We start from the raw sequence: 23,230 nt of genomic DNA, 5'->3' as shown, positions 1-23,230 counted from the left end.
ACGATATTGCGGAGTTGCACTAAATATGGTCGCCATGGAGTGCTTATGAAGACGATATTGTGGATTCGGCCCTGAATATGGTCGCCATAGAGCTCTTATGAAGACGATATTGCGGAGTTGGCACTGAATATGGTCGCCATAGAGCTCTTATGAAGACGATATTGCGGAGTTGGCCCTGAATATGGTCGCCATAGAGCTCTTATGAAGACGATATTGCGGAGGTTACAGCGGATATGGTCGTTATAGAGCTCTTATAATGACGATATTGCGGCCTTGAATAATCACCGCAGAAGGAAATGCGGATGCATTTTCGCGGGATCTCGCACCTTTCGCTCCAACCAACCTTATTTATTGTTCTATTCATAAATCTATTTAAAAACAACAGGCTTTTAGAAAACAGCCTTCTATAAAACCATTACACAGGCTTGATTCTCTTAGCGAACCTCTACTTGGCGGAACAAGATAATTATCCAGACTTGAAGAATATCATTTATAAACAATGTAAAAAACGCCACATTCATGGCGTTTTTTACATTGTTTAACGGTTTGACTTAGGATTGAAAGCATCCTTTAATCCTTCCCCAATAAAGTTGATAGAAAGAATAGTGAAAGTTAAAATGGCTGCCGGCGGAATCCAAATCCACCATTTGCTTGTTAATACATCTGGGCTTCTCGCTTCCTGAAGCATATTACCCCAGGTTGGAATATTGATTGGAACACCGAACCCCAAGAAGCTTAGTCCTGTCTCAGCCACAATCATTGCAGCCAATGTAATGGTTGCCTGAACAATTATGGTAGACATTACGTTTGGCAATAAATGCTTAAAGATTGTCTTAGGGGCTGAACAGCCAATTGAGACTGCACTCATAATGTATTCATTTTCCTTCTCAGCCATAACCTTGCTTCGTACCAGACGGGCTGTACCGGTCCAGCTGAGAACACTGATTACAAATATGAGGGTTCCTGTGCTTGACTCAATAAAAATTGACTTTAATACGATTACAAATAGAAGGAACGGAAAGTTCATCATAAAGTCTGTGAATCTCATAAGGGCATTATCGACCCAACCGCCAAAATACCCTGAAGTGGCACCAACAAGAGTACCAATGGTAATGACAGAGATCGTGATTGAAAATGCAAGTAAGAGTGAAGTTTTTCCACCGTGCAAAGTACGGGCAAATACATCCCGCCCGGACTTATCAGTACCGAAAAAGTGCTCGGCAGATGGTTCTTTGCTCATTTGTGTTAAATTGATCTTGGCTGTTTCCTCTACCGGCATAGTTAGCGGCTCAGCCAATATGGACATTGCACAGACAATCAGCAAAAAGGCTAAACTGATCATAGCTATTTTATTGCGCAAAAACTTGCGGCGGGCGAGAGCCCATGGTGATTGACTCTTCGGCGGTTTAGCAGGTTCTGCTAAACCGGGCGAAGTTTGCTGTGAAATTGAAGGTTCCATACTCTCACCTACCTAACTTAAACGAATACGCGGATCTACTAAACCATAAAGTAAATCTGCAATTAAATTTCCAATTAGTGTTAAAATGGTCAACATCATGGCGATGGCCATCATAACAGAATAATCACGTGCGTTAACTGACTCTACGAATAAATAGCCGATGCCAGGGTATGTGAAAATGGTTTCGGTAATGATTGCCCCTCCAAATAGGTTAGCAATATCGAATCCAAGCAATGTAACAATAGGTATAATTGAATTTCTTAGAATGTGCTTATTATAAATCGCAGATTCCTTCGTACCTTTAGCTCTTGCAGTACGAACATAATCTTTGCGAGAGCTTTCGATCATATCATTTCTCAAAAATTGTGTATAGGCGGCTGTAGCCATGGCGCCCAATACAAGAGCCGGCAATACTGTATGTTTTGCTTTACTTAAATAATATTCTAATGTTCCTGGTTCTACGCCGCTGCCAATACTTCCACTGGCAGGAACCCATCCCAGATTTATGGCAAAAACATAAATCGCAACTAAAGCTGCAACAAAGCTAGGTATTGCTAGTGCAAGATAATTAAATGCCGATATTAAATAATCTCCAACGCTATAGGCAAAACGCCCAGAGTATCTTCCCATTAGAAAAGCCAATAAATAAGTTATTAAAAGAGCTGCTATTCCTAAAATAATTGTGTTCGGCAAACGATCTCCGATTAGTTCCATAACCGGGCGCTTATGAACAAATGAATCTCCAAAATCCCCTTGAACCACTCCACTCATCCAGCGGACATACTGTACTGGAATAGGATCATTTAATCCCATCTTATCCCGCATTTCTTCAATATACTCCGGATCTGAATTTAGAGGGTCTATTTTTCCAGATAGTGCATCTCCAGGCATTAACTTAGCCAAAGAAAATACCACTACTGAGATAAGGAAAATTATTGGAATCATACCTATGAGTCGTCGAATTGTGTACTGTAGCATTTTCCATTCCCCTTACCAAACAAAAATTTATTCGTTGGTTAAACTGGCAATCATCGGGGGCAGAAAAACCCCCAATGATGCAGTTTCCTTATCGTATTACTCTACAATGTGCCACTTATAGAACTCATCTGTTCCAAATGGAGTTACTTTCACTCCGCCAACACGCTTGTTGATAGCCCATGGATCAATACGCTGTTCAAAGAAGATGATTGGCAATTCATCGTTAACAAGCTTTTGCCATTCGTTGTAGATTTCCTGACGGTGTTCTGTAACATCTTTGCTAGCATCTTCTGGGAATGTTACACCCTTCTTGATTAGAGCATCAGACTCTTCGCTGTACCATCTCCACATGTTCCACTTGTCTGTAGATAACCAGATTCCGGATGGGTCCGGATCTGCAGATAGTCCCCATGCGCCCATGAATGTTTCAACAGATGGATCATCTGCTTCAATAGTGTCATAGAATAGGTTGAAATCTTTTAATGATCCGCCGTTAAGCTTGGCATTTAAGCCCACTTCCTGCCAAGATTGAAGAATGAATTGAGCACGCGCTTCTGAAGTTTCAGCTCCAGCCATTGCATCAAAGTTGATTGTGAATGGCTTTCCTTCTGGATCTTCACGGAAGCCGTCGCCGTCTTTATCAACAAAGCCTGCTTCGTCAAGTAATTTTTTCGCTTTTTCTACGTCATACTCATACTGATTGATTTCTGAATCATCAATTTTCGCCCATGAAACTGATGGGAATGGAGTGTTTAAAGGTTTTCCTAAGCCGTTTGCAAAACCATCGATGAAAGATTGACGGTCAATAGCATGTGCCATTGCATGGCGAAGGTTTTTGTTTTGGAACTTCTTGTTATCAGAAACTACTACACCTTTTTTAGTGTCATAATGACCCCAGTCAAAGCCAATGTAGCTGTAAGACATAGCATCTGCTTCTACCGGATTTACATTATCAAGAGCCTTGATTGCTTCCCACTGATCTTTTGGAGCCTCGATAATATCGATTTCTCCATTTTGAACTAAACCTTGTGCAAGTGATCCATCAATGATTTTGTAAACTACGCCATCTAATTGTGGCTTGCCTTGCCAGTAATCATCAAAACGCTCAAATTCTACCATTTCACCAGGTACGATATTCTTAATTTTGAATGGTCCTACACCGATTGGGTTCTTACGAACTTGGTCAGCATCAGGAAGTTCTTTTGAAGAAATATCTCCGTAGTAGTGTTTTGGTTCTGGAATAGACCAAATGTTGTCCAATAAGTTAACAGAAGGTTCTGTTACTGTTACTTCTACTGTATAGTCATCAACTACTTTAATACCTTCGATCGTGTCAGCTTTTCCATCCTTGTATTCTTGAGCACCTTTGATCATTGCTACGTTAGCAAAACGAGGTCCTTCGTAAGTTGGATCAGCAATTAAGTACCATGCATATTCCATATCTTCAGCTGTTAACTCTTCGCCATCATGCCATTTTACACCTTGCTTAAGCTTGAAAGTTAACTTTGTTTTGTCTTCTGAAAGTTCCCATTCAGCCAGGTTTGGTTCAGGCTGTAGCTCGTCATTTGTAGCTACAAGGCCTTCATGCATAAATTGAAGGGCATTTGCATCATCTTCCCCTTCATAGTAAGCATAAGAGAATACGCCTTTAAATGGCTGTGTGTATCCGAAGGTTACTGTTCCGCCTTCTGTTGCTTCTGTTTTTGTTTCTCCATCAGTACCGTCTTTTGGTTCTTTTTCAGTGTTAGCTTTCTCTCCGCCGCCTGAACATGCTGCAAGGAATACAGACATGATCAGAAGAACTGAAAGAAGCCAAAATGCTGATTTCTTCATTTTTTTCCCCCCGAAAAATATTTTTTTGACAAAGCCTTATTTATATAAGTGACAAGCGACTCTATGCCCAGGCTTCACCTCCTTTAATTCCGGCTTTACGCTCTGGCACTCTGGCATTGCATGCGCACAGCGCGGATGGAATGTGCATCCTTTTGGAGGATCGATCGGGCTTGGAACATCACCCTCTAAAATGATTCTTTCTTTCTTTTTGCGCGGATCAGGCTCAGGGATCGCAGATATAAGCGCTTGAGTATACGGATGAAGAGGTTCTGCATAAATGCTGTCTTTCTCTGCAACTTCAACCAGACCGCCCAGGTACATAACACCAATCCGGTCACTCATATGTTTAACAACGCTTAAATCATGGGCAATAAACAAAAAAGTAAGATCAAATTCATCTTGAAGCTCTTTTAATAGATTCAATACCTGAGACTGGACAGATACATCCAAGGCTGAAACAGGTTCATCGGCAATAATGAGTTTAGGCCTTAAAGCCAGTGCCCTAGCAATTCCGATTCGCTGTCTTTGACCGCCAGAAAATTCATGTGGATATTTATAATAAGCATCTTCTGGAAGGCCGACTTTTGCAAGCAGGTCCATTACTTCTGGCTTCAGTTCTTTTTCTGATTTATTGTTATAGTTTCTGATCGGTTCAGACACCAGATGCCCAACCATCATCATTGGGTTTAAGGATGCATAAGGATCCTGGAATACCATTTGAAAGTCCTGTCGTATTTTCCTTAAACTTGTTCCTCTGACGTTCGTAATATCCTGTCCATCAAAAATGATTTGCCCTTCAGTAGGTTCAAGCAGCCGGAGGATTGTTCTCCCTGTTGTAGACTTTCCACAGCCTGATTCACCTACAAGTCCAAGCGTTTCCCCTTTTCTTATTTCAAAAGAAACATCATCAACCGCCTTAACGACTGCCACTGTCTTTCTGAGAATTCCACCTTTTATCGGGTAGTATGTTTTAAGGTTTTTTATCTCTAGAAGCAATTCGTTGTTGCTTTTATCCTTTTTTAAGACATCAGTGTTTTTTACATCTGTACTCATTATGCGTTCACCTCTGTTTTAGGGCGGCTAGTTTCGTAAAGGAGACAGGCAACCTCATGTCCTTCTTCATTTTCTGCCAATTGAGGTGTAACAGTTAAGCACTCTGGCATTGCCTTCGGGCAGCGCGCCGCAAATTTACACCCAGTTTTAGGCATATTTTTCAATGAAGGTACAATCCCTTTAATTGTGCTAAGTGTTTCAACTTCTTCATCCATTTTTGGAATGGCCCCCATTAATAGCTGGGTATATGGATGTTTCGGATTATGAAATAAAGAATCGACATCTGTCCGCTCTGCAATTTTCCCTGCATACATAACAATTACTTCATCGCACATCTCGGCAACCACACCCAGGTCGTGAGTTATCAAGATAACTGACATATCATTGACTTCCTGGATCTCCTTCAAAAGCTCCAATATTTGGGCTTGTACAGTAACATCCAGCGCTGTAGTCGGTTCATCAGCGATAAGCAGCTTTGGCTGGCAAGCAATTGCAATGGCAATCATTACCCTTTGCCTCATACCGCCTGAAAGCTGGTGCGGATATTCATCAACAATCTTTTCTGGCCTTGAAATTCCTACACTTTTTAAAAGTGCAATACTTTTAAGGCGAGCTTCCTTTTTTGATATTTTCATATGGTTGAATAATACTTCCTGCAACTGAAAGCCGATAGAGAAGACTGGATTTAATGAAGTCATGGGCTCCTGGAATATCATTGCGATATCCTTTCCCCTAATCTTATTAATCTCTGAATCTGTCATATTCTCCAGGTGAACACCATCAAATAAAATTTCTCCATTGCGGATTTTTCCTATTCCTTTCGGCAAAAGCTGCATGACTGAAAGACTCATTACAGATTTACCACAGCCGGACTCTCCTACGATTCCGACTATTTGCCTAGGCTTAACACGGAAAGAAACGTTATCAACAGCATTGTAATATGTACCATCTATAGAAAAAGCTGTTTCTAAATTTTTCACCTCTAGCAAAGGTGTGTCATTATGTGAATGGGATTTAGCGCTCATGGGACACCTCTTACCTTTTCGAATTATTCTGTTAATTCATTCTATTTGTCTAAAATATTATTACAAAGTTATTACAATTGCAAGATTTTTTTAAAATTTGTTAAGATTCATTTTTTTAGACTAGAAAAAAAGCCCTCCCTTTAGGGCTTTAAAGCGTTTATATATCCAGTTTAAATAAAGTTGGCTTTACAAAATATTCGGATGGCGCAATAAAAGAAAGTTTTGTAGAAAAACTTTTTTTCTCTCTGTACTCTCTAATAATTTCATATCCGACTGCATATCCCAGCAATTCTGGGTAGGGACTTTCACCATATAATAATTTCTGATGAAGCCTCTCCTCTTTTCTCATCTTTAAATGATCTTTGAGTACTTTTTCCCATAGATGCCTAATCTCTTCATTTGAATATAAAGTGCACCATTTTCCTCTATACTCTTTACCGACATACATTTCAACAGAATGCTCAGCCAAACCTTCCAGGATAATGGAATCCAGCAAAGTGTATTCTTCCAAGCTCTTTCTCTGGCTGTTAATCCGGCACGAATGGTGGTATTCATGAACGAATAGGGCCTCCAATTCCTTTTCATCTAAGTCTGGAGTCAAAAATAGAAACAGCATGTTTTTAAATGATACCCCTGATTTCCCTGCCTTTCTTGAAAATAGTCCCCCGGCTGCTGCCGGAAAAATGTATACATCAATGTCTGGTCCTGCCCATTTGTGCTTATATTTTAAATATATCTTTTCAACAAGGCGCCATGCGTCTTTTTCTCTTAATTCCCTGAACGTATTCTGGCTGTTCCGGTCAGGCTTATACATTCCAAAGCTTTTTAAGTATTGATATATTTTTCTTGAATTTGTCTCATTGAAGGAATCCAACAGTTTTTCACAAATATCAATCGGATTGTTAAAGCTTTCTTTAAGCCATTTATCTGTTCTGACTACCCCATTATTCCACCCCTAATCTCAGATAACTTCTTAAAATTTTATGTAGGTTAGTGAACTTTAGTTCTTTGCTGGCATACAAAAAAGATTACAAATAGATGAATAAATATATTTTGCAAAATAAAAAGCTGACTCATTTAGGCCGTCATTTAACGGCCTTTTGAGTCAGCTTCTTCAATTAATCATATTTTTTAAAAACAATTGTTGCATTATGGCCGCCAAATCCTAATGAATTGCTCATTGCAGCCTTTATTTCTTTTTCCCTTGATTTGTTTGGTACATAATCAAGATCACATTCAGGATCCGGTGTTACAAGATTAATCGTTGGAGGCAATATTCCTTCATTCATTGCCAGCACTGTAAAAATGGCTTCAATTCCGCCCGCTGCTCCAAGCAGGTGGCCTGTCATCGACTTAGTCGAGCTTACCGCCAATTTGTAGGCATGCTCGCCAAACACCTCTTTAATTGCCAATGTTTCAAATTTGTCATTATAATCTGTGCTCGTTCCATGAGCATTAATATAATCGATATCCTCTGGTTTTAAACCGCCGTCTTCGATTGCCATTTTCATCGCTCGTGCTCCGCCTTCTCCGCCTGGTGCCGGAGCGGTTATGTGATAAGCATCTCCAGTTGCTCCATATCCTACAATTTCAGCATAGATTTTAGCTCCGCGTGCAAGTGCATGCTCCAATTCCTCAAGTACGACAACGCCTGCTCCCTCACCGATGACAAATCCGTCCCGATTTTGATCGAATGGACGGCTGGCCGTTTTCGGATCTGGATTAGTGGATAGAGCCGTATTTGCACAGAAACCTGCCACAGACATTTTCGTGATTGGCGCTTCTGCTCCGCCAGTGACCATCGCATCAGCATCCCCCCGCTGGATGACCTTAAAGGCATCGCCAATGGAGTTTGTTCCTGTTGCACATGCCGTAACGGTACATGAGTTAAATCCTTTTGCTCCGAGGTAAATGGAGACCTGGCCAGTGGCCATATCCGGAATCATCATTGGAACAAAAAACGGGCTCACCCTTCTGTATCCGCGTTTCAAAAATGTCTCATACTGGTTTTCAAAGGTTTCCATTCCTCCGATGCCGGATCCGATCCACACACCAATACGATGTGCATTATCATCAGTAATCTGAAGGTTGGCATCTTTTACCGCCATCAATGAAGACGCAACAGCATAATGTGTAAAGCGGTCCATCTTTCTGGCATCTTTTTTGTCCATATACTCTTCAGGATTGAAATCCTTTACTTCCGCAGCCACTTTAGCTGGATACTCTTCAGCATTTAATCTTGTTAGAGGGCCTACTCCGGATACCCCTGATTTAATATTGTTCCATGTCGTTTCTGTATTATTTCCAAGTGGTGTTACAGCACCAATGCCTGTAACGACAACTCTTCTCTTATCCATTATGATTGCAGCTCCTTTTAGAATATCATCAAATGGTTTAATAATATTTACTATTGCTTTCTTTATCTTCCCCAGCGCATGGCAATGGCACCCCAAGTTAATCCCCCGCCAAAACCAACCATCACAAGCAGATCATCATCTTTAATTTTGCCAGCTTCAAGCTCTTCAACCAACGCAATCGGAATGGAAGAAGCTGAAGTATTTCCATATTTATGAATTGTTTTTGACATTTTTTCAACTGGGAGTTCAAGCCTTTGCCTGGACGCTTCCATGATTCGGATATTTGCCTGGTGCGGAATAAGAAAATCCACATCCTCTTTTGAAAGACCTGCTTTATCCAGTACATTAATACAGCTTTCACCCATTTGGCGGACCGCAAATTTAAATACTTCGCGTCCGTTCATAATGATATGTTCATCCTGGTAAAGATGCTTAGCTCCTGTTCCATCCGCACCCAGTTCAAACGAAAGAATGCCCCTTCCATCAGAAACTGGCCCCAGCACAACAGCGCCTGCTCCGTCACCAAATAAAACAGCTGTGTTCCGGTCATTCCAATCAGTAATTTTTGATAATTTTTCTACACCTACTACTAATACATGTTTATATGTCCCTGTTTCAATAAATTGTTTACCTGTTATGATACCATACATGAATCCTGCACACGCAGCACTGACATCCATTGCAGCTGCCTTTACTGCTCCCAGACGTTCTTGCAGCATGCAGGCAACAGAAGGAAACGGGTGATCAGGAGTAACCGTTGCGACCAGAATCATATCTAAATCCTCAGCTGCAACCCCCGCGTTATCCAAGGCATTCCTTGCTGATTCATAAGCCATGTCTGATGTATCCATGTTATCATCCGCAATTCTTCTTTCTTCAATTCCAGTCCTTGTCCGAATCCATTCATCCGAAGTATCTACGATTTTCTCCAAGTCAGCATTTGTCACCACTTTTTCAGGCAGATATCTTCCAATCCCAAAAACTCCTGCATTCATGGAGCCCCACTCCCTTTCTGTTTTCCCCATATTATTTACAAAGCACATTCGTTCATATTTCATATATATTATTATCAATTATTATGACTTGGTACTAATTTTATCAAAAATAGTTATAAAAACGCAACACTTTTTAAACACTGCCCTTTATCTTACTCCACAAATGTCCATACGCAACAGAAGCTTCCTACATATGTTGTTATATAGGCATCTGAAAGGAGGAGGACCGCATATGCAAGATGAGGAATACAATATCAAAGACGAAGATGAACAAGAGACAGACCCGTTTACCCAATTCTTGTTCGGACCAAATGCGAGAAGAAACAGGCACCTGGAGGAAGAAAAGCAGGGTGAAGAAGATTTTGAAAAAGATCTTGAAAGAAGAAGCAGGCATCAGAATGATGACTGGCTGTTTGGCGGAAGCCGGCGCCCTCAAGAGGATGACAGTTTAAACGGAAAGGTAAATCATTTACTTAACAACATTAATTACGAGGAACTTATGAACAACATAGACACACTCATGACATCAGCCAGTCAGTTAAAGCCATTGCTGAAAAAAGCTAGCCCGTTCCTTGAACAGTTTTTGAAGAAATAAGTTGAGAGGATGAAGAGGGGACTCTTCATCCTTTTAGGCTGGGAATATCGCTAGCACTTACAAAATTCAGCGGGCTGCACACACCTTCTTATAACACCTCACCACAACAAAAGAAACCAGCCCCCACAGGCTGGTTCCTCCATTTAATCATTTTCTTTCAGTGCGTCTGCTTTGCCCATTTCGTAGGCTTCGTTCATAACTTTAGTGAAGAGGTTCATGAATGGCTGGATCATTTCCATGGAAAGTTCGATGCCTGCTTCGTCCAGTTGTTGTTTGGCTTCAGGCATGTATTTCATGGCGATTTGCATGAATTCCATTGTTTTATCGTTTGGCTGCATCTGGTGGTACCTCCTATGTATCGTTCTGTTTTTTATTCATTTGGCAGTTTGCCTGTCTTTTTGTACTCTTCAATGGCAGCATTTAATTCCTTTTTGAACTCTTCGTCTACAATAGGGCTGAACTTTCCTAGTGAGATGACTTCATCTTGAAAATCAAAGGAAAGGTTTCCCGAATCCAATTCACCTTTGTTGAATTTCTCTGCCACTAATTCATACAAAACATCGACATGCTGTACTGTGCTTGTTAGGACGACTGATTCGCCCAGGTCGGACTGATCGGATATAAAGCCGATGGCATACAGTCCTTTTTCTTTTAGTTTTTCGATAACAGGAACATTATACCCATCACCGGCAGGATAGACAACATCAGTGTCTTTGGAAATGAGCTTATCGAGCAGTTTAATAGCCTTTTGGTCATTGTCCCAGTTCCCGACATATTGGATTTCTACATTAACATTTTTATTAGCATGATTGGCACCTTCATAGAATCCTTCTACTTCTGGCTGCCATTCAAATGCCGCAAGTACGCCAACAGTTTCTGTTTTGGTCACATGGCCAGCTACCATGCCCCCGAAAAAGCCCATCGCATAAGCTTCAAAATTTAAGCTGGTTGTATTGTCTTTTTTGGCGTTTCCATTAAAACTGACAAAATGGATATGTGGATATTTTTTTGAGATGTTATTAAAGTATTCCACGTATTCATTGCCATGGCCGAAAATCAGATTTACACCTTTTTGGTCAAACTCTTTGACAGCCCTTTCTACGACCATCTCGGAGTTCATGCCTTCTTTATAAAAAACCTCTACATTATATTGGGATTGAATCTTTAACATTCCTTTATAGCCTTTGGTTCCCCATACCTGGTCGTTCACTGTATCGGGTACTAATAATCCAGCTTTCTCAAGTTTTCCCGTGGACATTGCTTGTCCGCAGGAGACCAATAAAAGAAGGCACAAAAGAAGGATCCCAAATTTCTTTATTGTCTTATGCATCTCCTTTTTCTCCGCCTCTCTGTAAAAGCTGCTTTCCGCTTTCACTTCATACATGATGGTAAGTCCGGTTTATTTTACCAAACTATTTTAATTCTACCTTGTCTATATGGTAATTGGAATGATTTTTTTCTTATTCAATACCCATTCCTGTTCAATAAGGTATTTAAGTGTCTCCTTTGCTTTTCCAGGCCCTCTGAGAAATTTACTGAATTCTTCACTGTTTTTTCTATTATTTTACCTTTTCCCAAGTCATCGTATCTGTGATTCTTGCTATATTCTAATGACAAATATTCAGCGCATTTTTGCCAATGACCCGGGAGGCTGCTTTTTAATAAATAGGCTCCTCCTTGCATTTGATCTGCTTCCTCTATTATGGAATGAATGAGATCATCTATAAAAATAGCATCATGATTCCACTCCCGGTTACTTAATACTGTCCTTTTTCGATCAGCTAAAGCCTGATGAAAGATAAATTCCTCCGGCTGCCAGGGACCATAAACCGCAGGCAGATAAAAGGAATATACTACAATGTTATTTTCTTTAAGAAGTTCAATCGCTGTTTCACAGCGGCTGTGTGCCCGGTTTATATCTTTCTGCCACTGAAGCGGGAATAGAAACACAATTTTAGAACGGTATTTCTTCAATTCATTCAAATTATTAATAAAATATTTCTCTATAAGCTCATTTTCTCTTAAAGAGAAAAGATTATTCTTTATATAGAGATCATAAAAATCAATAAAGAGTACTGAATCTTCCTGTATTTCCTTTGTAGTTTCCAGCCATTCAGAGTAGTTCATTTCATAGAAATTTGCATTGCGCCCAATTTCCAAACGCTTCTCGTTTAGATAAGGTTCTTCCTCCCCATTATTAATATGGATTCCATCTATCATACAGCCCTGATCAAGCAGAAATTTACACAGGCTGAATCCAACGAATTCAAATGTACCTAATATTACTGCCCTGTCCATCTTTTATCCTCCTCAAAGCATACTCAATGTATCCTATGCTTTAGGGATTGTATTTATTTCTTAGCATCACAAAGGCGACTGCTATAGCTCCTTTTCATATTTTCTAAAGAAGCTCGTTATTTGAGAAGAAATCCGCTGTTTTTTGTCAGGAAGCATATAAAAAACAGTTATGGGGGCATTTTCATTTTCCCATTTTACAGACCTTTTTTTCAAATAGTCTGATTGCTTATATGCTCTTCCACCTGAAAGAATTTGAATGATTCTAACAGGGACTTTAAGTCCTTCTGTGAGATTTTCTTCATGGCTGCTTAGTACGTCAGCTATTTTCCCAGTCTCAATTTCATAAGAAAATGCAAGCTCCTTTAAAAGTTTTTTATAAAAGAATTTATGCTCCTTTTCCTGTTCTAAATGATGCTTTAATGACACTATCGGATTAATTAGTACCGCTGAACGTATCATTTGGTCCATTGCACGGATTAATTTTAGAGCGACGAGAGATCCCATACCTTCAGCGATAATGTGAATTTTTTCATTTATAATTTCTGTTCGGACTATATGCTCGTATAAACATTTAGCATTATCGACTGCTTTATCACTGCCCCAGTTTCTCCCGTAAAGGTTGGAATAAAAAACGGTATAGCCTTGTTCCCTAAGTTTCCTGATTAATGAGTGCTTCCCTTCATTTTGTGTCCAAAAGCTGCTGTTCTCATCAACAAAGTGCCTATCATCCCCAATAATCAGAATTCCGAAACCACTTGGTTTATCTGGGTAATGAATCATGCACCATTCGGTATCCAATTGAAAGTTCCGGCTTTCCATAGTAAAACTCCTTTGCAGTTTGTTCATAATAATGTATGTATATATAAATAAAATGAAAGGGAGATTTGCCCAGTTTTAGACAAGTTCAACATCCTGCCAGCTTCCAGCTTTCTTTTTATATTTTCGTTTTCCTCTTAATAGGACCATCCACTGAAAAGTACTTGTGTATGTTGTAAAAATCAATTTATTTATTGAACAGCTTATGCTAATATGAAAAGGGATTTAATTATGTTAGAGGTGAAATGGATGAAATTCTTTTGGACATTTTTCTGGACTTTCCTTCTTGTTCAAATGTTAACGTACGTGGTTTCTTCGATGCTTGGAGCGCATTATGATTTTGTAACCGGCAGCATCCTGGCAGTTGGAACATCTATCCTAATTTTTGTTGTTGCTTCGATTATTCCTGAGGGGCCAGCTGGGAAAGAAGGACTTCACTAATCAGAGGCAATTCTTCAGAGATTATGCCGACTTTAAAAGAGTCATCCTGACGTCTGTCAGGATGATTCTTTTAATTTAGCCGGATTTATTTTATCACTAGCTCTATTTTTCCGCTGTCAGCAGAAATAACAACTTCACTATGGTCCTGGATTTGTCCTGCTATTATTTTTCTTGCCAGGGCTGTTTCTACATTTCTTTGGATAAAACGCTTCAGCGGCCTTGCTCCATAGACAGGATCGAATGCGTTTTCTGCAATATATTCCTTTGCGTTCTCATTTATACTAAGCTTAATATGCTGGTCCGATAATCTTGATTTGAGCTCAGTTACTAATTTAGAAACAATTTCTTTTATTTCATTCAGCGCCAAAGGCTTAAACAAGATCATTTCGTCCACTCTGTTTAAGAATTCAGGACGGAAATGGCTGCGCAGATTCCCCATTACTTTGCTTCTGGTTTCTTCATTTATTTCTTCCCTCTCTGAACGTTCCAGCAGAAAATGAGAACCGATATTGGAAGTCATGATAATGACAGTATTTTTAAAGTCTACTGTCCTTCCCTGCGAATCTGTGATCCGTCCATCATCGAGCATTTGAAGCAGGATATTAAATACTTCCGGATGGGCCTTCTCAATTTCATCCAGCAGGATAACAGAATAAGGCTTTCTTCGGACTGCCTCTGTAAGCTGTCCGCCTTCCTCATATCCTACATACCCCGGAGGTGCTCCAATCAATCTTGAAACAGCATGTTTTTCCATATATTCGGACATGTCGATCCGAATAATCTGCTCTTCACTATCAAACAGTGATTGAGCCAGGGCTTTAGCGAGCTCTGTTTTCCCTACTCCGGTCGGTCCCAGGAAAATAAATGAACCAATCGGACGATTGGGATCTTTTATACCTGCCCTGGCTCTTAAAACTGCGTCAGAAACAAGCTGGACAGCTTCATCCTGGCCAATTACTCTCTCGTGTAAAATGCTTTCGAGCCGCAGAAGTTTCTCCCTTTCTCCTTCTACAAGCTTTGCGACTGGAATCCCAGTCCATCTTGCAACAATGCCAGCAATTTCTTCTTCAGTAACTTCCTCTCTTAAAAGCCTCTCACCTTGATTCTCATTAACGGCATTTTCCATGTCCCTTAGCTCTTTTTCCAGAGAAGGGATTTTTCCGTGGCGAAGTTCGGCAGCCTTATTTAAATCGTAATTATTTTCGGCTTCTTCCAGATCCCGGCGCATTTTTTCAAGCTGTTCCCGCTTTTCCTGCACTTTCTGAATGCCTTCCTTTTCAAGCTGCCATTTTGCTTTCATGCTGTTGGCCTGATCTTTTAATTCTGCAAGCTCCTTCTGGAGAACAGAAAGCCTTGCTTTGCTTGCTTCATCATTTTCTTTCCTTAGTGCAGCTTCCTCAATTTCCAGCTGCATTACCCGCCTTGTTACTTCATCCAATTCAGAAGGCATGGAATCGATTTCCGTCCTAATCATGGCACATGCCTCATCAACTATATCAATCGCTTTATCCGGCAAAAAGCGATCTGTAATATAGCGATCGGATAATGTTGAAGCAGCTACCAGGGCTCTATCGTGAATATTGACCCCATGATGTATTTCAAAACGCTCTTTTAGACCCCTTAAAATGGAGATGGTATCTTCTACATCCGGCTCCTGTACTAACACCTGCTGAAAGCGACGTTCAAGTGCCGGATCCTTTTCAATATATTTCCTGTGCTCTTCAAGTGTTGTCGCACCAATGCAGTGCAGTTCTCCTCTCGCAAGCATTGGCTTTAGCATATTCCCTGCATCCATGGCTCCTTCGGTTTTACCTGCTCCCACAATTGTATGCAGTTCATCGATAAAAAGGAGGATTCTGCCTTCGCTTTTTTTCACTTCATTCAGAACAGCCTTCAATCTTTCCTCAAATTCACCCCTGAACTTTGCACCAGCAATCAGGGCACTCATATCTAATGCAAAAATGGTTTTGTCCTTTAAGCCCTCTGGAACATCCCTGCGGACAATCCGCTGTGCCAGGCCTTCTACTAAAGCTGTTTTACCTACACCCGGTTCACCGATGAGAACAGGGTTGTTCTTGGTTTTCCTTGAAAGGATGCGAATCACATGTCGGATTTCACTGTCCCTGCCGATAACCGGATCAACCTTCCCTTCCTTAACCTCTGCAACAAGATCTCTTCCGTATTTTTTCAATGCTTCATATGTGGATTCTGGATTTTGAGATGTCACTCTTTGATTCCCCCTGATTTCCTTAATGGCATTCTCCACTTTTTCTTTATTGATACCATATGATTTTAAAATGGCTGCCGAGTCCGATTCTGCTTCTGCAGCTGATGCTATAAAAACATGTTCTACAGACATGTATTCGTCTTCATATTCCTTCATAAACCTTTCCGTTTCTGCCAGGAGGCGCTGCAATTTACCGGTAATATACAGCTTGCCTTGTTCAGCTCCTGACCCTGACACTTGGGGTTTTTTCCGTAAAGCTTCATGCATTTTATTTATGAAAGAATCGGCAGGAATCTGTAATTTAGACAGGATCGATTTAATCAGGTTATCCTCCTGATCCATTAAGGCCAGGAATAAATGGGCTTCATCTACTTCCTGATGATGTTCCCTTGTGGCAATTGACTGTGCATTCAACAATCCTTCCTGCATCCGCTCTGTCATTCGATTAAGATCCATTATAAGAGCCCTCCTTTTTGACCTTCTTTGACCTTTACTTTTATTATAATCCAATTTCTGCTTATGTAAAGTTTTCTGCAGTCAAATGCTTTAAGATGGTTAGCAATGCTTTATCCTCCATGGAGCGAGATGTGGCAAGGTTGATTAGTCAGATTGAAAGGAGGCAAACAGCGAAAAGTTAAGACGATTTGCAAAAAACTGAAAGCCATCCACAAATGGGATGGCTCGAGAAGTTTCTTATGCTTTTTCCCCATTTTGCTAATGGCTAATCAGATTTAAGGCTTTCTTTTATATGTCCAGACGCGGTTATGGTTGGAAGCCTCCGGAAATTGGTCTCCGGCTCTCAATTTAAGCATTTGAGGGTTATTGACGTTGCTTCCTGTTTCACCGATTTCAATATAAATTCCATTGTTCGGCGCTTTTTGCCCTGGCTTAAATTGTCTATTTTGCCCCATGCAAATACCTCCTTTAATCTTAAATCATTTTTTATTATTTCCACTCAAGGTTTCCTCATGTGTGTAACTATTGGCATTGGCTTTCCTAATAAGAATTTATTTTCCTTATTTTTGCAATAGGCCTGTTATTACTTTACACATTCGTGCTTATTATAGTTAAATGAGAAGGTATGAGATTTCATAGTTGGAGGATTTATAAGTGGAAGATTTTTTCTTATTGCTGAAATATTTATTTTTAGGACTATTTCAAGGTTTTACCGAGCCAATTCCGATTTCTTCAAGTGGACACTTGGAGATTGCTGAGTATTTTTTCGGGCTTGAAATTAAAGGCATGAGTTTCGCATTGCTCGTAAATACTGCCTCGCTATTTGCTGTTCTAATTATCTATCGCGAAGATATTATGAGGCTGATAAGCAATGGGCTTGCTTATATTACGACAAAAGATAAACGGGCGGAAGCTGACTTTCGATTTATTATTTACTTAATTATTGGAACGATACCTGCAGGTGTAATTGGAATATTATTTGAAGATTTTATTGATGAGAATCTCGCGAGCATTAAAACTGTAGGCATAACACTTATTGTTACCGGTCTTGCGCTGTGGCTAATCCGTAATATGAAGGGCCGCAAGAATGATGCTGAATTATCCGTGAAAGATGCGATTATCGTAGGCCTTGCCCAGGCAGTTGCCCTAATACCGGGCATCAGCCGCTCTGGCGCAACAATCGTTGCGGCAATGGGTCTTGGGATGAAACAGGAAACAGCTTTACGATTTTCTTTCCTGCTGTATATACCCGTAAGTGTCGGCGGTATGATTCTGGGCTTTAACGATATTATAAAAGACCCGAATTTAACTGACTATGCCCTACCTTATACACTTGCCTTTTTTGCATCTCTTGTTGCTTCCTACTTCTCCCTGAAGTGGTTTATGAACATTATGGCTAAAGGGAATCTGAAATATTTTGCCATTTACTGTTTTATTGTAGGGCCACTAGTTTATTTTCTGTCTTAATATGCAAAAGCCATCTCCAGCTGGAGATGGCTTTCTTATTATAAAATTTCTGAAAGAACCGCTTTTTGTACATGGAGCCGGTTTCCTGCCTGTTGGAAGACTTCAGAGTTGCTGCCGTCAATGACTCCTGCTGTGACTTCCTCACCGCGATGAGCAGGCAAGCAGTGTAAAAAGACGTAATCTTTTTTAGCTTTTTGGACAAGATATTCATTAACCTGGTATTGTGCAAAATCTTTAAGCCTTTGCTCATTTTCGGCTTCCTGTCCCATACTCGTCCAGACGTCTGTATAAATCGCATCGGAATCTTTAACTGCTTCCTCAGCATTATGGGAGACCTTAACTTCGGAACCGCTTTGTGCCGCGAATTCTTTTGATATCTTTAGAACTGATGGGTCTGGCTCGTAGCCTTCCGGGCATGCAATGGTGATATTAACGCCCATTTTAGCGGAAGCAATCATCAGTGAATGCGCTACATTATTGCCATCACCGACATAAACCAGTGTTTGCCCTTCCAAGGTTCCTTTCTTCTCCTGTATGGTTAAAAGATCGGCCAATGCCTGACATGGGTGGTATAGGTCTGTCAGGCCGTTAATTACCGGAATTGTTGCATGATGGGCGAGTTGTTTTATCTTTTCATGCGAGAAAGTGCGTATCATGATAGCATCAACGTACTGCGACAGTACTTTGGCGGTATCCGCAATGCTCTCTCCTCTTCCCAGCTGCAAATCCTGGCTATTAAGGTAGAGGGCATGGCCTCCCAGCTGAATCATGCCTGCTTCAAACGAAACTCTCGTGCGGGTTGATGATTTTTCGAAGATCATCCCGAGAATTTTTCCTTTAAGAGGGGAAGATGTTTCCCCTTGCAAATGTGCATCTTTTAATTGCTTTGCTTTTTCTAAGAGGCCTTTAATTTCCTCAGACGAAAAATCGGCAAGAGTTAAAAAATCCTTTCCTGTTATATTAAGACTCTTTTCGGCCGCCTGAATTGATATCATAATACGCTCACTTCCTTTATTGGAGATGCTGAATGGTTGTTGCTTTTTGCTTGATGCCAATCCTCGATTGATTGAACATCCCACTCCTCAACTGACATTGATTTCAGGAGTGCAATTAGGGTTTCTTTTTCAGTAAAGGTTAAAATCCTGTTCTTAGTGGCCATTTCCCTCATTCTTCTATCTTTTTCCTGCTGATTAGGATTATATAAAGCAAGTGTTTCCTTAATATCCCATTTATCTTCATTTTCTTTTAAATAAACCGCCTCGGCTTTTGCTTCTTTCAAATAATCGGAAAGCTCATCAGGATTCAAATCTGCTGCTATAACTACTTTCCTGTTCAAGGTGTTTTTTAATCCTGTATGGAAGGATTTCCTTATGGCTTCTTTATAGCTTGGTGCAAGGGATATACCCTCTCCAGTTGATTTCATCTCAGGGCCGACTTTGGAATCCAAGCCTTTCAAAGCGTAATTTGAAAATACCGGATATTTAACACAAACAAATGGAAGGTTCTCAGTGACAGGTATTTCATCCTTCGACAATAAATATTTCCCAAGCAATATTTTTGTCGCAATTTGTACCAGCTGAACACCTGTGACTTTGCTGATAATAGGAACGGTACGGCTTGCCCGCGGGTTTACTTCAAGAATATACACGTCTTCTCTATCAACGATATACTGGATATTCATGAGCCCCTTGTATTGAAGCTTTTGAACAATTGATTTTGCATACGAGAGCATTTTCTTCTGTACATTTTCTGATAAATTCTGGGGAGGAAGAACTGACATGCTATCTCCCGAATGGACTCCCGTTTTTTCAATATGCTCCATAATGGCCGGTACACAAATATAATTTCCATCAGCTGCTAAATCTAGTTCAGCTTCTGAAGCATGCATAAATTGGTCGATGAGAATCGGATAAGGGACATCCCCTTTGGTTAAATAGCTTTCCAATTCAGAAACTGATCCAATGCGCTCCATCCCCTTGCCGCCGATTACATATGAAGGACGGACTAAAATAGGAAAACCAATTTTCTCAACAGCTTCATATAGCTGGTTTTCAGAATAGACGACATCACCTTCAAGACGTGGAATTTCCAAATCATCCAGAAGCTTATAAAAAAGCTTGCGGTCTTCTAATGCATCTATTGTTTTCGAGTCAGTTCCAAGCAAGGTCAGGCCGTATGCTTCCAATTCTGCTGCCAGATTCAACGCCGTCTGTCCACCCATCTGGACAATAACTTCTGTTACTCCCTCTGCTTCGATAACATTTAAAATGTCTTCAAGTATTAATGGCTCAAAATAAAGTCTGTCTGCAGTTGTATAATCGGTGCTGACCGTTTCAGGGTTGTTATTGATCATGATCGTTTCAACACCAGCTTCTTTCAAAGCAAACACTCCTTGGACGGAACAATAATCAAATTCAATGCCCTGGCCAATCCGGATTGGACCGCTTCCGATAATAAGAACCTTCCTTTTATCAGTTTTTACTTGTTCATTTTCACCATAATAGCTTGAGTAATAATAATTGGAATGCGCTTCGAATTCAGCAGCGCATGTATCGACCATTTTGTATGCTGGCAGAATAGCCAAGTCTTTGCGTTTATTCCTGACTGCTTGCTCAGATGTCTTCCATTCCATTGCCAAATATTTATCACTGAACCCTTTTTCCTTAAAAATCTGGAGTTCTTCTTTTGTTGCTTCCTCAAATGTTAAAGCAGCAATGTTATTTTCGAATTCCACAAGCCCCTGGAATAAATTTAGGTAAAAATAATCTATTTTGGTGATGTTATGCAATACCTCTAAAGAATAATCTCTCCGAATTAATTCCATCAAAATAAAGAATCTCTCATCCGTTTGTTTTTTCAGCAATTCTTCAAGAGTTTCGTTTGTTTTAGCGGATAATGCGGGATTCTTGAGGTCAATGCCTTTTCCTTCAAGTGAATGAACTGCCTTCATTAGAGCCCTCTCCAAATTACGGTCGATACCCATTACTTCCCCGGTTGCTTTCATTTGAGTACCCAGCTTGCGGTCTGCAGACGGGAATTTATCAAAAGCCCATTTTGGGAATTTTACAATGACATAATCGAGAGCAGGCTCAAAGCTTGCAAATGTGTCACCTGTAACCGGGTTGATAATTTCGGATAAGTTATACCCGACCGCCAGCTTTGCAGCCATTCTGGCAATGGGATAGCCTGTTGCTTTGGAAGCGAGAGCCGATGAGCGGCTAACCCTAGGATTTACTTCAATCAAATAATAATTTTTACTGTTAGGATCTAAGGCAAATTGAATATTGCACCCGCCAATAATTCCAAGCTCAGATATAATCTTTATAGAAGCTGACCTAAGCATCTGATATTCATCATCCGTTAAGGTCTGCGATGGGGCGACTACAATTGAATCACCTGTGTGGACCCCAACAGGATCGATATTCTCCATATTACAAATAGTGATGCATGTATTCTTTGAATCACGCATTACCTCGTACTCAACTTCCTTAAAGCCCGCGATGCTCTTTTCGATCAGGCATTGATTAATGGCACTTTCTTTTAAGCCGCTCTCCACCAGGGAAGTTAATTCATCAAAGTCCTCGGCTATGCCGCCCCCTGTTCCCCCAAGAGTGTAAGCAGGGCGGATAATAATTGGAAATCCTATTTCACGGGCAAACTGAATGGCATCTTCAATTTCATGGACAATGATGCTTTCAGGAACAGGCTCATTAAGTTCCTTCATCAATTTTCGAAATGCTTCACGATCTTCGCCTTTCTTAATTGATTCAATGCTGCTGCCCAAAAGCTTCACTCCATAACGCTCCAGAACGCCTGCTTCACTCAGCTGAAAAGCCAAATTAAGGCCGGTCTGACCTCCCAGAGTGGCAAGCAGCCCATCGGGAAGTTCTTTGCTGATAATCTTTTCAAGGCTATCAGCAGTCAGCGGCTCAAAATAAATTTTATCTGCAAAAGCCTTGTCAGACATAATGGTGGCCGGATTATTATTTACGAGGATAACCTTATAGCCTTCTTCTTTTAAAGCCGCACATGCCTGTGTGCCTGCGTAATCAAATTCTGCGGCCTGGCCTATAACAATCGGGCCTGAGCCGATCACTAAAATGGATTGGATACTGGTGTCTTTAGGCATAAGCAAAAACTCTCCTATTCTCGGCTTTTATCATGATCATGAATTCATCAAAAATATAATCTCCGTCTGCCGGTCCCGGATGGGCTTCCGGATGGAACTGGACAGTCTGGATTGGCAGCATTTGATGCATTAGGCCTTCAACTGACTGGTCGTGCAGATTTACATATCGTGTTTTAAAGCCTGTAGCTTTTAAGCTTTCTTCATCCACCACATAGCTATGGTTTTGTGAGGACATAAAAACAGTGCCCTTTTTCATATCTGCAACCGGGTGATTTGCTCCCCTGTGGCCGAATGACAGCTTTTTGGTATTTCCGCCAAAAGCCAATGCTGCCAGCTGGTGTCCCAGGCAGATACCCAATGTTGGATACTGCTCCAGTATTTTTTTCACTTCCGGCAATATGCCTATTAGTTCCTTTGGATCTCCTGGCCCATTGGAAAGCACTACTCCATCAGGGTTTAATTTTTTTATTTCTTCCATTTTTGTGTTAAAAGGAACGGATGTGACCTTGCAGGATCTTTTTAGTAAAGAGTCTACGATTGATTTCTTTGCTCCAAAATCAATTACCACGACATGGTTTTTTCCTTCACCATGAATCTCAATCACTTCTGAAGAAACTTTACAAACCTTTTTATCTTTATGGAGTAGAAATGATTCGGCTCCTGCACTCTCATTTAAGGTCATTTTTGCAGGCATACTGCCTTCTGCACGGATTTTCTTTACGATAGCCCTTGTATCCATATGCCCCATTAAGGGGATGTTCCATTTTTGCAAATATTCCTCCAATGTATAGGCTGATTTATAATGGGAAGGGCTTTTGCTTCCTTCATAGACAATAACCCCGGCCACATGAGGTTTCTTGCTCTCAAAATCTGATTCATTGATCCCATAATTTCCGATCAAAGGATACGTAAAAACTATAATTTGGTCTTTATATGAAGGATCTGTCAAAACTTCCTGGTAGCCTGTCATCCCTGTAAAAAATACGATTTCTCCCTCTATATCCTTTTCAGGCTGATTTGTCAGCCACTGGCCCTTATAAGAATGGCCGCTTTTTAAATGAAGGTAACCTTCCATTATCAACACCTCGAAGCTATCTGTAT

General features: G+C 40.5%; 20 protein-coding genes. 3 read left to right on the top strand and 17 right to left on the bottom strand.

The features are described 5' to 3' along the window. Nucleotides 1–538 precede the first annotated feature (538 nt). The 8 genes from opp4C to J7I93_RS12670 all read right to left on the bottom strand — a co-directional run bounded on the left by opp4C (nt 539) and on the right by J7I93_RS12670 (nt 9,700). Nucleotides 539–1,459, bottom strand: a complete 921-nt coding sequence (gene opp4C / locus J7I93_RS12705) for an oligopeptide ABC transporter permease (protein ID WP_214726231.1) — start codon at nt 1,457–1,459, stop codon at nt 539–541. Nucleotides 1,460–1,471: 12 nt separating this feature from the next. After that, nucleotides 1,472–2,437, bottom strand: a complete 966-nt coding sequence (gene opp4B, locus J7I93_RS12700) for an oligopeptide ABC transporter permease (RefSeq protein WP_214726230.1) — start codon at nt 2,435–2,437, stop codon at nt 1,472–1,474. 96 nt (nt 2,438–2,533) lie between these two features. After that, a complete protein-coding gene (opp4A, locus tag J7I93_RS12695; protein WP_214726229.1) occupies nt 2,534–4,270 on the bottom strand; it encodes an oligopeptide ABC transporter substrate-binding protein in 1,737 nt (578 codons plus the stop codon). 36 nt (nt 4,271–4,306) lie between these two features. Then, complete coding sequence (locus J7I93_RS12690; protein WP_214726228.1) at nt 4,307–5,323, bottom strand: ABC transporter ATP-binding protein; 1,017 nt, start codon at nt 5,321–5,323, stop codon at nt 4,307–4,309. Beyond that, on the bottom strand, nt 5,323–6,348 hold the full coding sequence (locus tag J7I93_RS12685) for an ABC transporter ATP-binding protein (RefSeq protein ID WP_214726227.1): 1,026 nt from the start codon (nt 6,346–6,348) through the stop codon (nt 5,323–5,325). The genes J7I93_RS12690 and J7I93_RS12685 overlap by 1 nt, the downstream gene beginning before the upstream one ends. A gap of 157 nt (nt 6,349–6,505) precedes the next feature. After that, on the bottom strand, nt 6,506–7,162 hold the full coding sequence (locus J7I93_RS12680) for a DUF2268 domain-containing putative Zn-dependent protease (RefSeq protein ID WP_214726226.1): 657 nt from the start codon (nt 7,160–7,162) through the stop codon (nt 6,506–6,508). A 304-nt stretch (nt 7,163–7,466) separates the two neighbouring features. After that, complete coding sequence (gene fabF / locus J7I93_RS12675; RefSeq protein WP_214726225.1) at nt 7,467–8,705, bottom strand: beta-ketoacyl-ACP synthase II; 1,239 nt, start codon at nt 8,703–8,705, stop codon at nt 7,467–7,469. A 62-nt stretch (nt 8,706–8,767) separates the two neighbouring features. After that, the gene (locus J7I93_RS12670; protein ID WP_214726224.1) at nt 8,768–9,700 is read right to left on the bottom strand and encodes a beta-ketoacyl-ACP synthase III; all 933 of its coding nucleotides are present in this window, start codon (nt 9,698–9,700) and stop codon (nt 8,768–8,770) included. Between the two features lie 232 nt (nt 9,701–9,932). On the opposite strand from J7I93_RS12670, the gene J7I93_RS12665 reads away from it, so the two are divergent. Beyond that, complete coding sequence (locus J7I93_RS12665; protein WP_214988094.1) at nt 9,933–10,295, top strand: hypothetical protein; 363 nt, start codon at nt 9,933–9,935, stop codon at nt 10,293–10,295. A 143-nt stretch (nt 10,296–10,438) separates the two neighbouring features. Here the strand turns inward: J7I93_RS12665 and J7I93_RS12660 are convergent, their stop codons facing one another. The 4 genes from J7I93_RS12660 to J7I93_RS12645 all read right to left on the bottom strand — a co-directional run bounded on the left by J7I93_RS12660 (nt 10,439) and on the right by J7I93_RS12645 (nt 13,412). Beyond that, nucleotides 10,439–10,633, bottom strand: a complete 195-nt coding sequence (locus J7I93_RS12660) for a ComZ family protein (protein WP_214726222.1) — start codon at nt 10,631–10,633, stop codon at nt 10,439–10,441. 32 nt (nt 10,634–10,665) lie between these two features. Continuing rightward, nucleotides 10,666–11,625 (bottom strand): BMP family ABC transporter substrate-binding protein, encoded by a 960-nt coding sequence (locus tag J7I93_RS12655; protein WP_214726221.1) that lies wholly within the window; start codon nt 11,623–11,625, stop codon nt 10,666–10,668. A 134-nt stretch (nt 11,626–11,759) separates the two neighbouring features. Continuing rightward, nucleotides 11,760–12,593, bottom strand: coding sequence for a hypothetical protein (locus J7I93_RS12650; RefSeq protein WP_214726220.1), 834 nt, complete (start codon nt 12,591–12,593; stop codon nt 11,760–11,762). 81 nt (nt 12,594–12,674) lie between these two features. Next, on the bottom strand, nt 12,675–13,412 hold the full coding sequence (locus J7I93_RS12645) for a serine aminopeptidase domain-containing protein (protein ID WP_214726219.1): 738 nt from the start codon (nt 13,410–13,412) through the stop codon (nt 12,675–12,677). A 246-nt stretch (nt 13,413–13,658) separates the two neighbouring features. Here J7I93_RS12645 and J7I93_RS12640 point away from each other — a divergent pair, with 246 nt between their 5' ends. Beyond that, complete coding sequence (locus J7I93_RS12640) at nt 13,659–13,850, top strand: DUF2929 family protein (RefSeq protein WP_214726235.1); 192 nt, start codon at nt 13,659–13,661, stop codon at nt 13,848–13,850. A gap of 85 nt (nt 13,851–13,935) precedes the next feature. Here J7I93_RS12640 and clpB read toward each other — a convergent pair whose 3' ends face one another. Further along, the gene (gene clpB / locus J7I93_RS12635) at nt 13,936–16,533 is read right to left on the bottom strand and encodes an ATP-dependent chaperone ClpB (RefSeq protein ID WP_214726218.1); all 2,598 of its coding nucleotides are present in this window, start codon (nt 16,531–16,533) and stop codon (nt 13,936–13,938) included. 275 nt (nt 16,534–16,808) lie between these two features. Next, complete coding sequence (locus tag J7I93_RS12630; RefSeq protein WP_110065343.1) at nt 16,809–16,988, bottom strand: YjzC family protein; 180 nt, start codon at nt 16,986–16,988, stop codon at nt 16,809–16,811. A 199-nt stretch (nt 16,989–17,187) separates the two neighbouring features. Here J7I93_RS12630 and J7I93_RS12625 point away from each other — a divergent pair, with 199 nt between their 5' ends. Further along, nucleotides 17,188–18,000 carry an undecaprenyl-diphosphate phosphatase gene (locus tag J7I93_RS12625; RefSeq protein ID WP_214726217.1) on the top strand — a complete coding sequence of 271 codons (813 nt, stop codon included), beginning with the start codon at nt 17,188–17,190 and terminating at the stop codon, nt 17,998–18,000. 38 nt (nt 18,001–18,038) lie between these two features. Here the strand turns inward: J7I93_RS12625 and argF are convergent, their stop codons facing one another. From argF to J7I93_RS12610, 3 genes are read right to left on the bottom strand one after another with little or no spacing between them, the layout of a single operon-like run. Continuing rightward, nucleotides 18,039–18,995, bottom strand: coding sequence for an ornithine carbamoyltransferase (gene argF, locus J7I93_RS12620; RefSeq protein ID WP_214726216.1), 957 nt, complete (start codon nt 18,993–18,995; stop codon nt 18,039–18,041). Continuing rightward, nucleotides 18,992–22,129: a carbamoyl-phosphate synthase (glutamine-hydrolyzing) large subunit gene (locus J7I93_RS12615; RefSeq protein WP_214726215.1), complete on the bottom strand. Its 3,138-nt coding sequence runs from the start codon at nt 22,127–22,129 to the stop codon at nt 18,992–18,994. Before J7I93_RS12615 ends, argF begins: the two co-directional genes overlap by 4 nt. Then, nucleotides 22,122–23,204 carry a carbamoyl phosphate synthase small subunit gene (locus J7I93_RS12610; RefSeq protein WP_214726214.1) on the bottom strand — a complete coding sequence of 361 codons (1,083 nt, stop codon included), beginning with the start codon at nt 23,202–23,204 and terminating at the stop codon, nt 22,122–22,124. The genes J7I93_RS12615 and J7I93_RS12610 overlap by 8 nt, the downstream gene beginning before the upstream one ends. Between the last annotated feature and the right edge of the window lie 26 nt (nt 23,205–23,230).

The organism is Bacillus sp. ISL-47 (genome assembly GCF_018613175.1).
Lineage (GTDB): Bacteria > Bacillota > Bacilli > Bacillales > Cytobacillaceae > Cytobacillus.
This window is presented reverse-complemented; position numbering and strand designations above follow the sequence as displayed.

Bases quoted from the DNA above. Each gene is read 5' to 3' on its own strand.
- J7I93_RS12660 (WP_214726222.1), bottom strand. From the start codon at position 10,633: ATGCAGCCAAACGATAAAACAATGGAATTCATGCAAATCGCCATGAAA.
- J7I93_RS12615 (WP_214726215.1), bottom strand. From the start codon at position 22,129: ATGCCTAAAGACACCAGTATCCAATCCATTTTAGTGATCGGCTCAGGC.
- clpB (WP_214726218.1), bottom strand. From the start codon at position 16,533: ATGGATCTTAATCGAATGACAGAGCGGATGCAGGAAGGATTGTTGAAT.
- J7I93_RS12665 (WP_214988094.1), top strand. From the start codon at position 9,933: ATGCAAGATGAGGAATACAATATCAAAGACGAAGATGAACAAGAGACA.
- opp4A (WP_214726229.1), bottom strand. From the start codon at position 4,270: ATGAAGAAATCAGCATTTTGGCTTCTTTCAGTTCTTCTGATCATGTCT.
- J7I93_RS12670 (WP_214726224.1), bottom strand. From the start codon at position 9,700: ATGAATGCAGGAGTTTTTGGGATTGGAAGATATCTGCCTGAAAAAGTG.
- J7I93_RS12630 (WP_110065343.1), bottom strand. From the start codon at position 16,988: ATGGGGCAAAATAGACAATTTAAGCCAGGGCAAAAAGCGCCGAACAAT.
- J7I93_RS12640 (WP_214726235.1), top strand. From the start codon at position 13,659: ATGAAATTCTTTTGGACATTTTTCTGGACTTTCCTTCTTGTTCAAATG.
- J7I93_RS12655 (WP_214726221.1), bottom strand. From the start codon at position 11,625: ATGCATAAGACAATAAAGAAATTTGGGATCCTTCTTTTGTGCCTTCTT.
- opp4B (WP_214726230.1), bottom strand. From the start codon at position 2,437: ATGCTACAGTACACAATTCGACGACTCATAGGTATGATTCCAATAATT.
- J7I93_RS12680 (WP_214726226.1), bottom strand. From the start codon at position 7,162: ATGTATAAGCCTGACCGGAACAGCCAGAATACGTTCAGGGAATTAAGA.
- opp4C (WP_214726231.1), bottom strand. From the start codon at position 1,459: ATGGAACCTTCAATTTCACAGCAAACTTCGCCCGGTTTAGCAGAACCT.
- J7I93_RS12645 (WP_214726219.1), bottom strand. From the start codon at position 13,412: ATGGAAAGCCGGAACTTTCAATTGGATACCGAATGGTGCATGATTCAT.
- J7I93_RS12685 (WP_214726227.1), bottom strand. From the start codon at position 6,348: ATGAGCGCTAAATCCCATTCACATAATGACACACCTTTGCTAGAGGTG.
- argF (WP_214726216.1), bottom strand. From the start codon at position 18,995: ATGATATCAATTCAGGCGGCCGAAAAGAGTCTTAATATAACAGGAAAG.
- J7I93_RS12610 (WP_214726214.1), bottom strand. From the start codon at position 23,204: ATGGAAGGTTACCTTCATTTAAAAAGCGGCCATTCTTATAAGGGCCAG.
- fabF (WP_214726225.1), bottom strand. From the start codon at position 8,705: ATGGATAAGAGAAGAGTTGTCGTTACAGGCATTGGTGCTGTAACACCA.
- J7I93_RS12690 (WP_214726228.1), bottom strand. From the start codon at position 5,323: ATGAGTACAGATGTAAAAAACACTGATGTCTTAAAAAAGGATAAAAGC.
- J7I93_RS12650 (WP_214726220.1), bottom strand. From the start codon at position 12,593: ATGGACAGGGCAGTAATATTAGGTACATTTGAATTCGTTGGATTCAGC.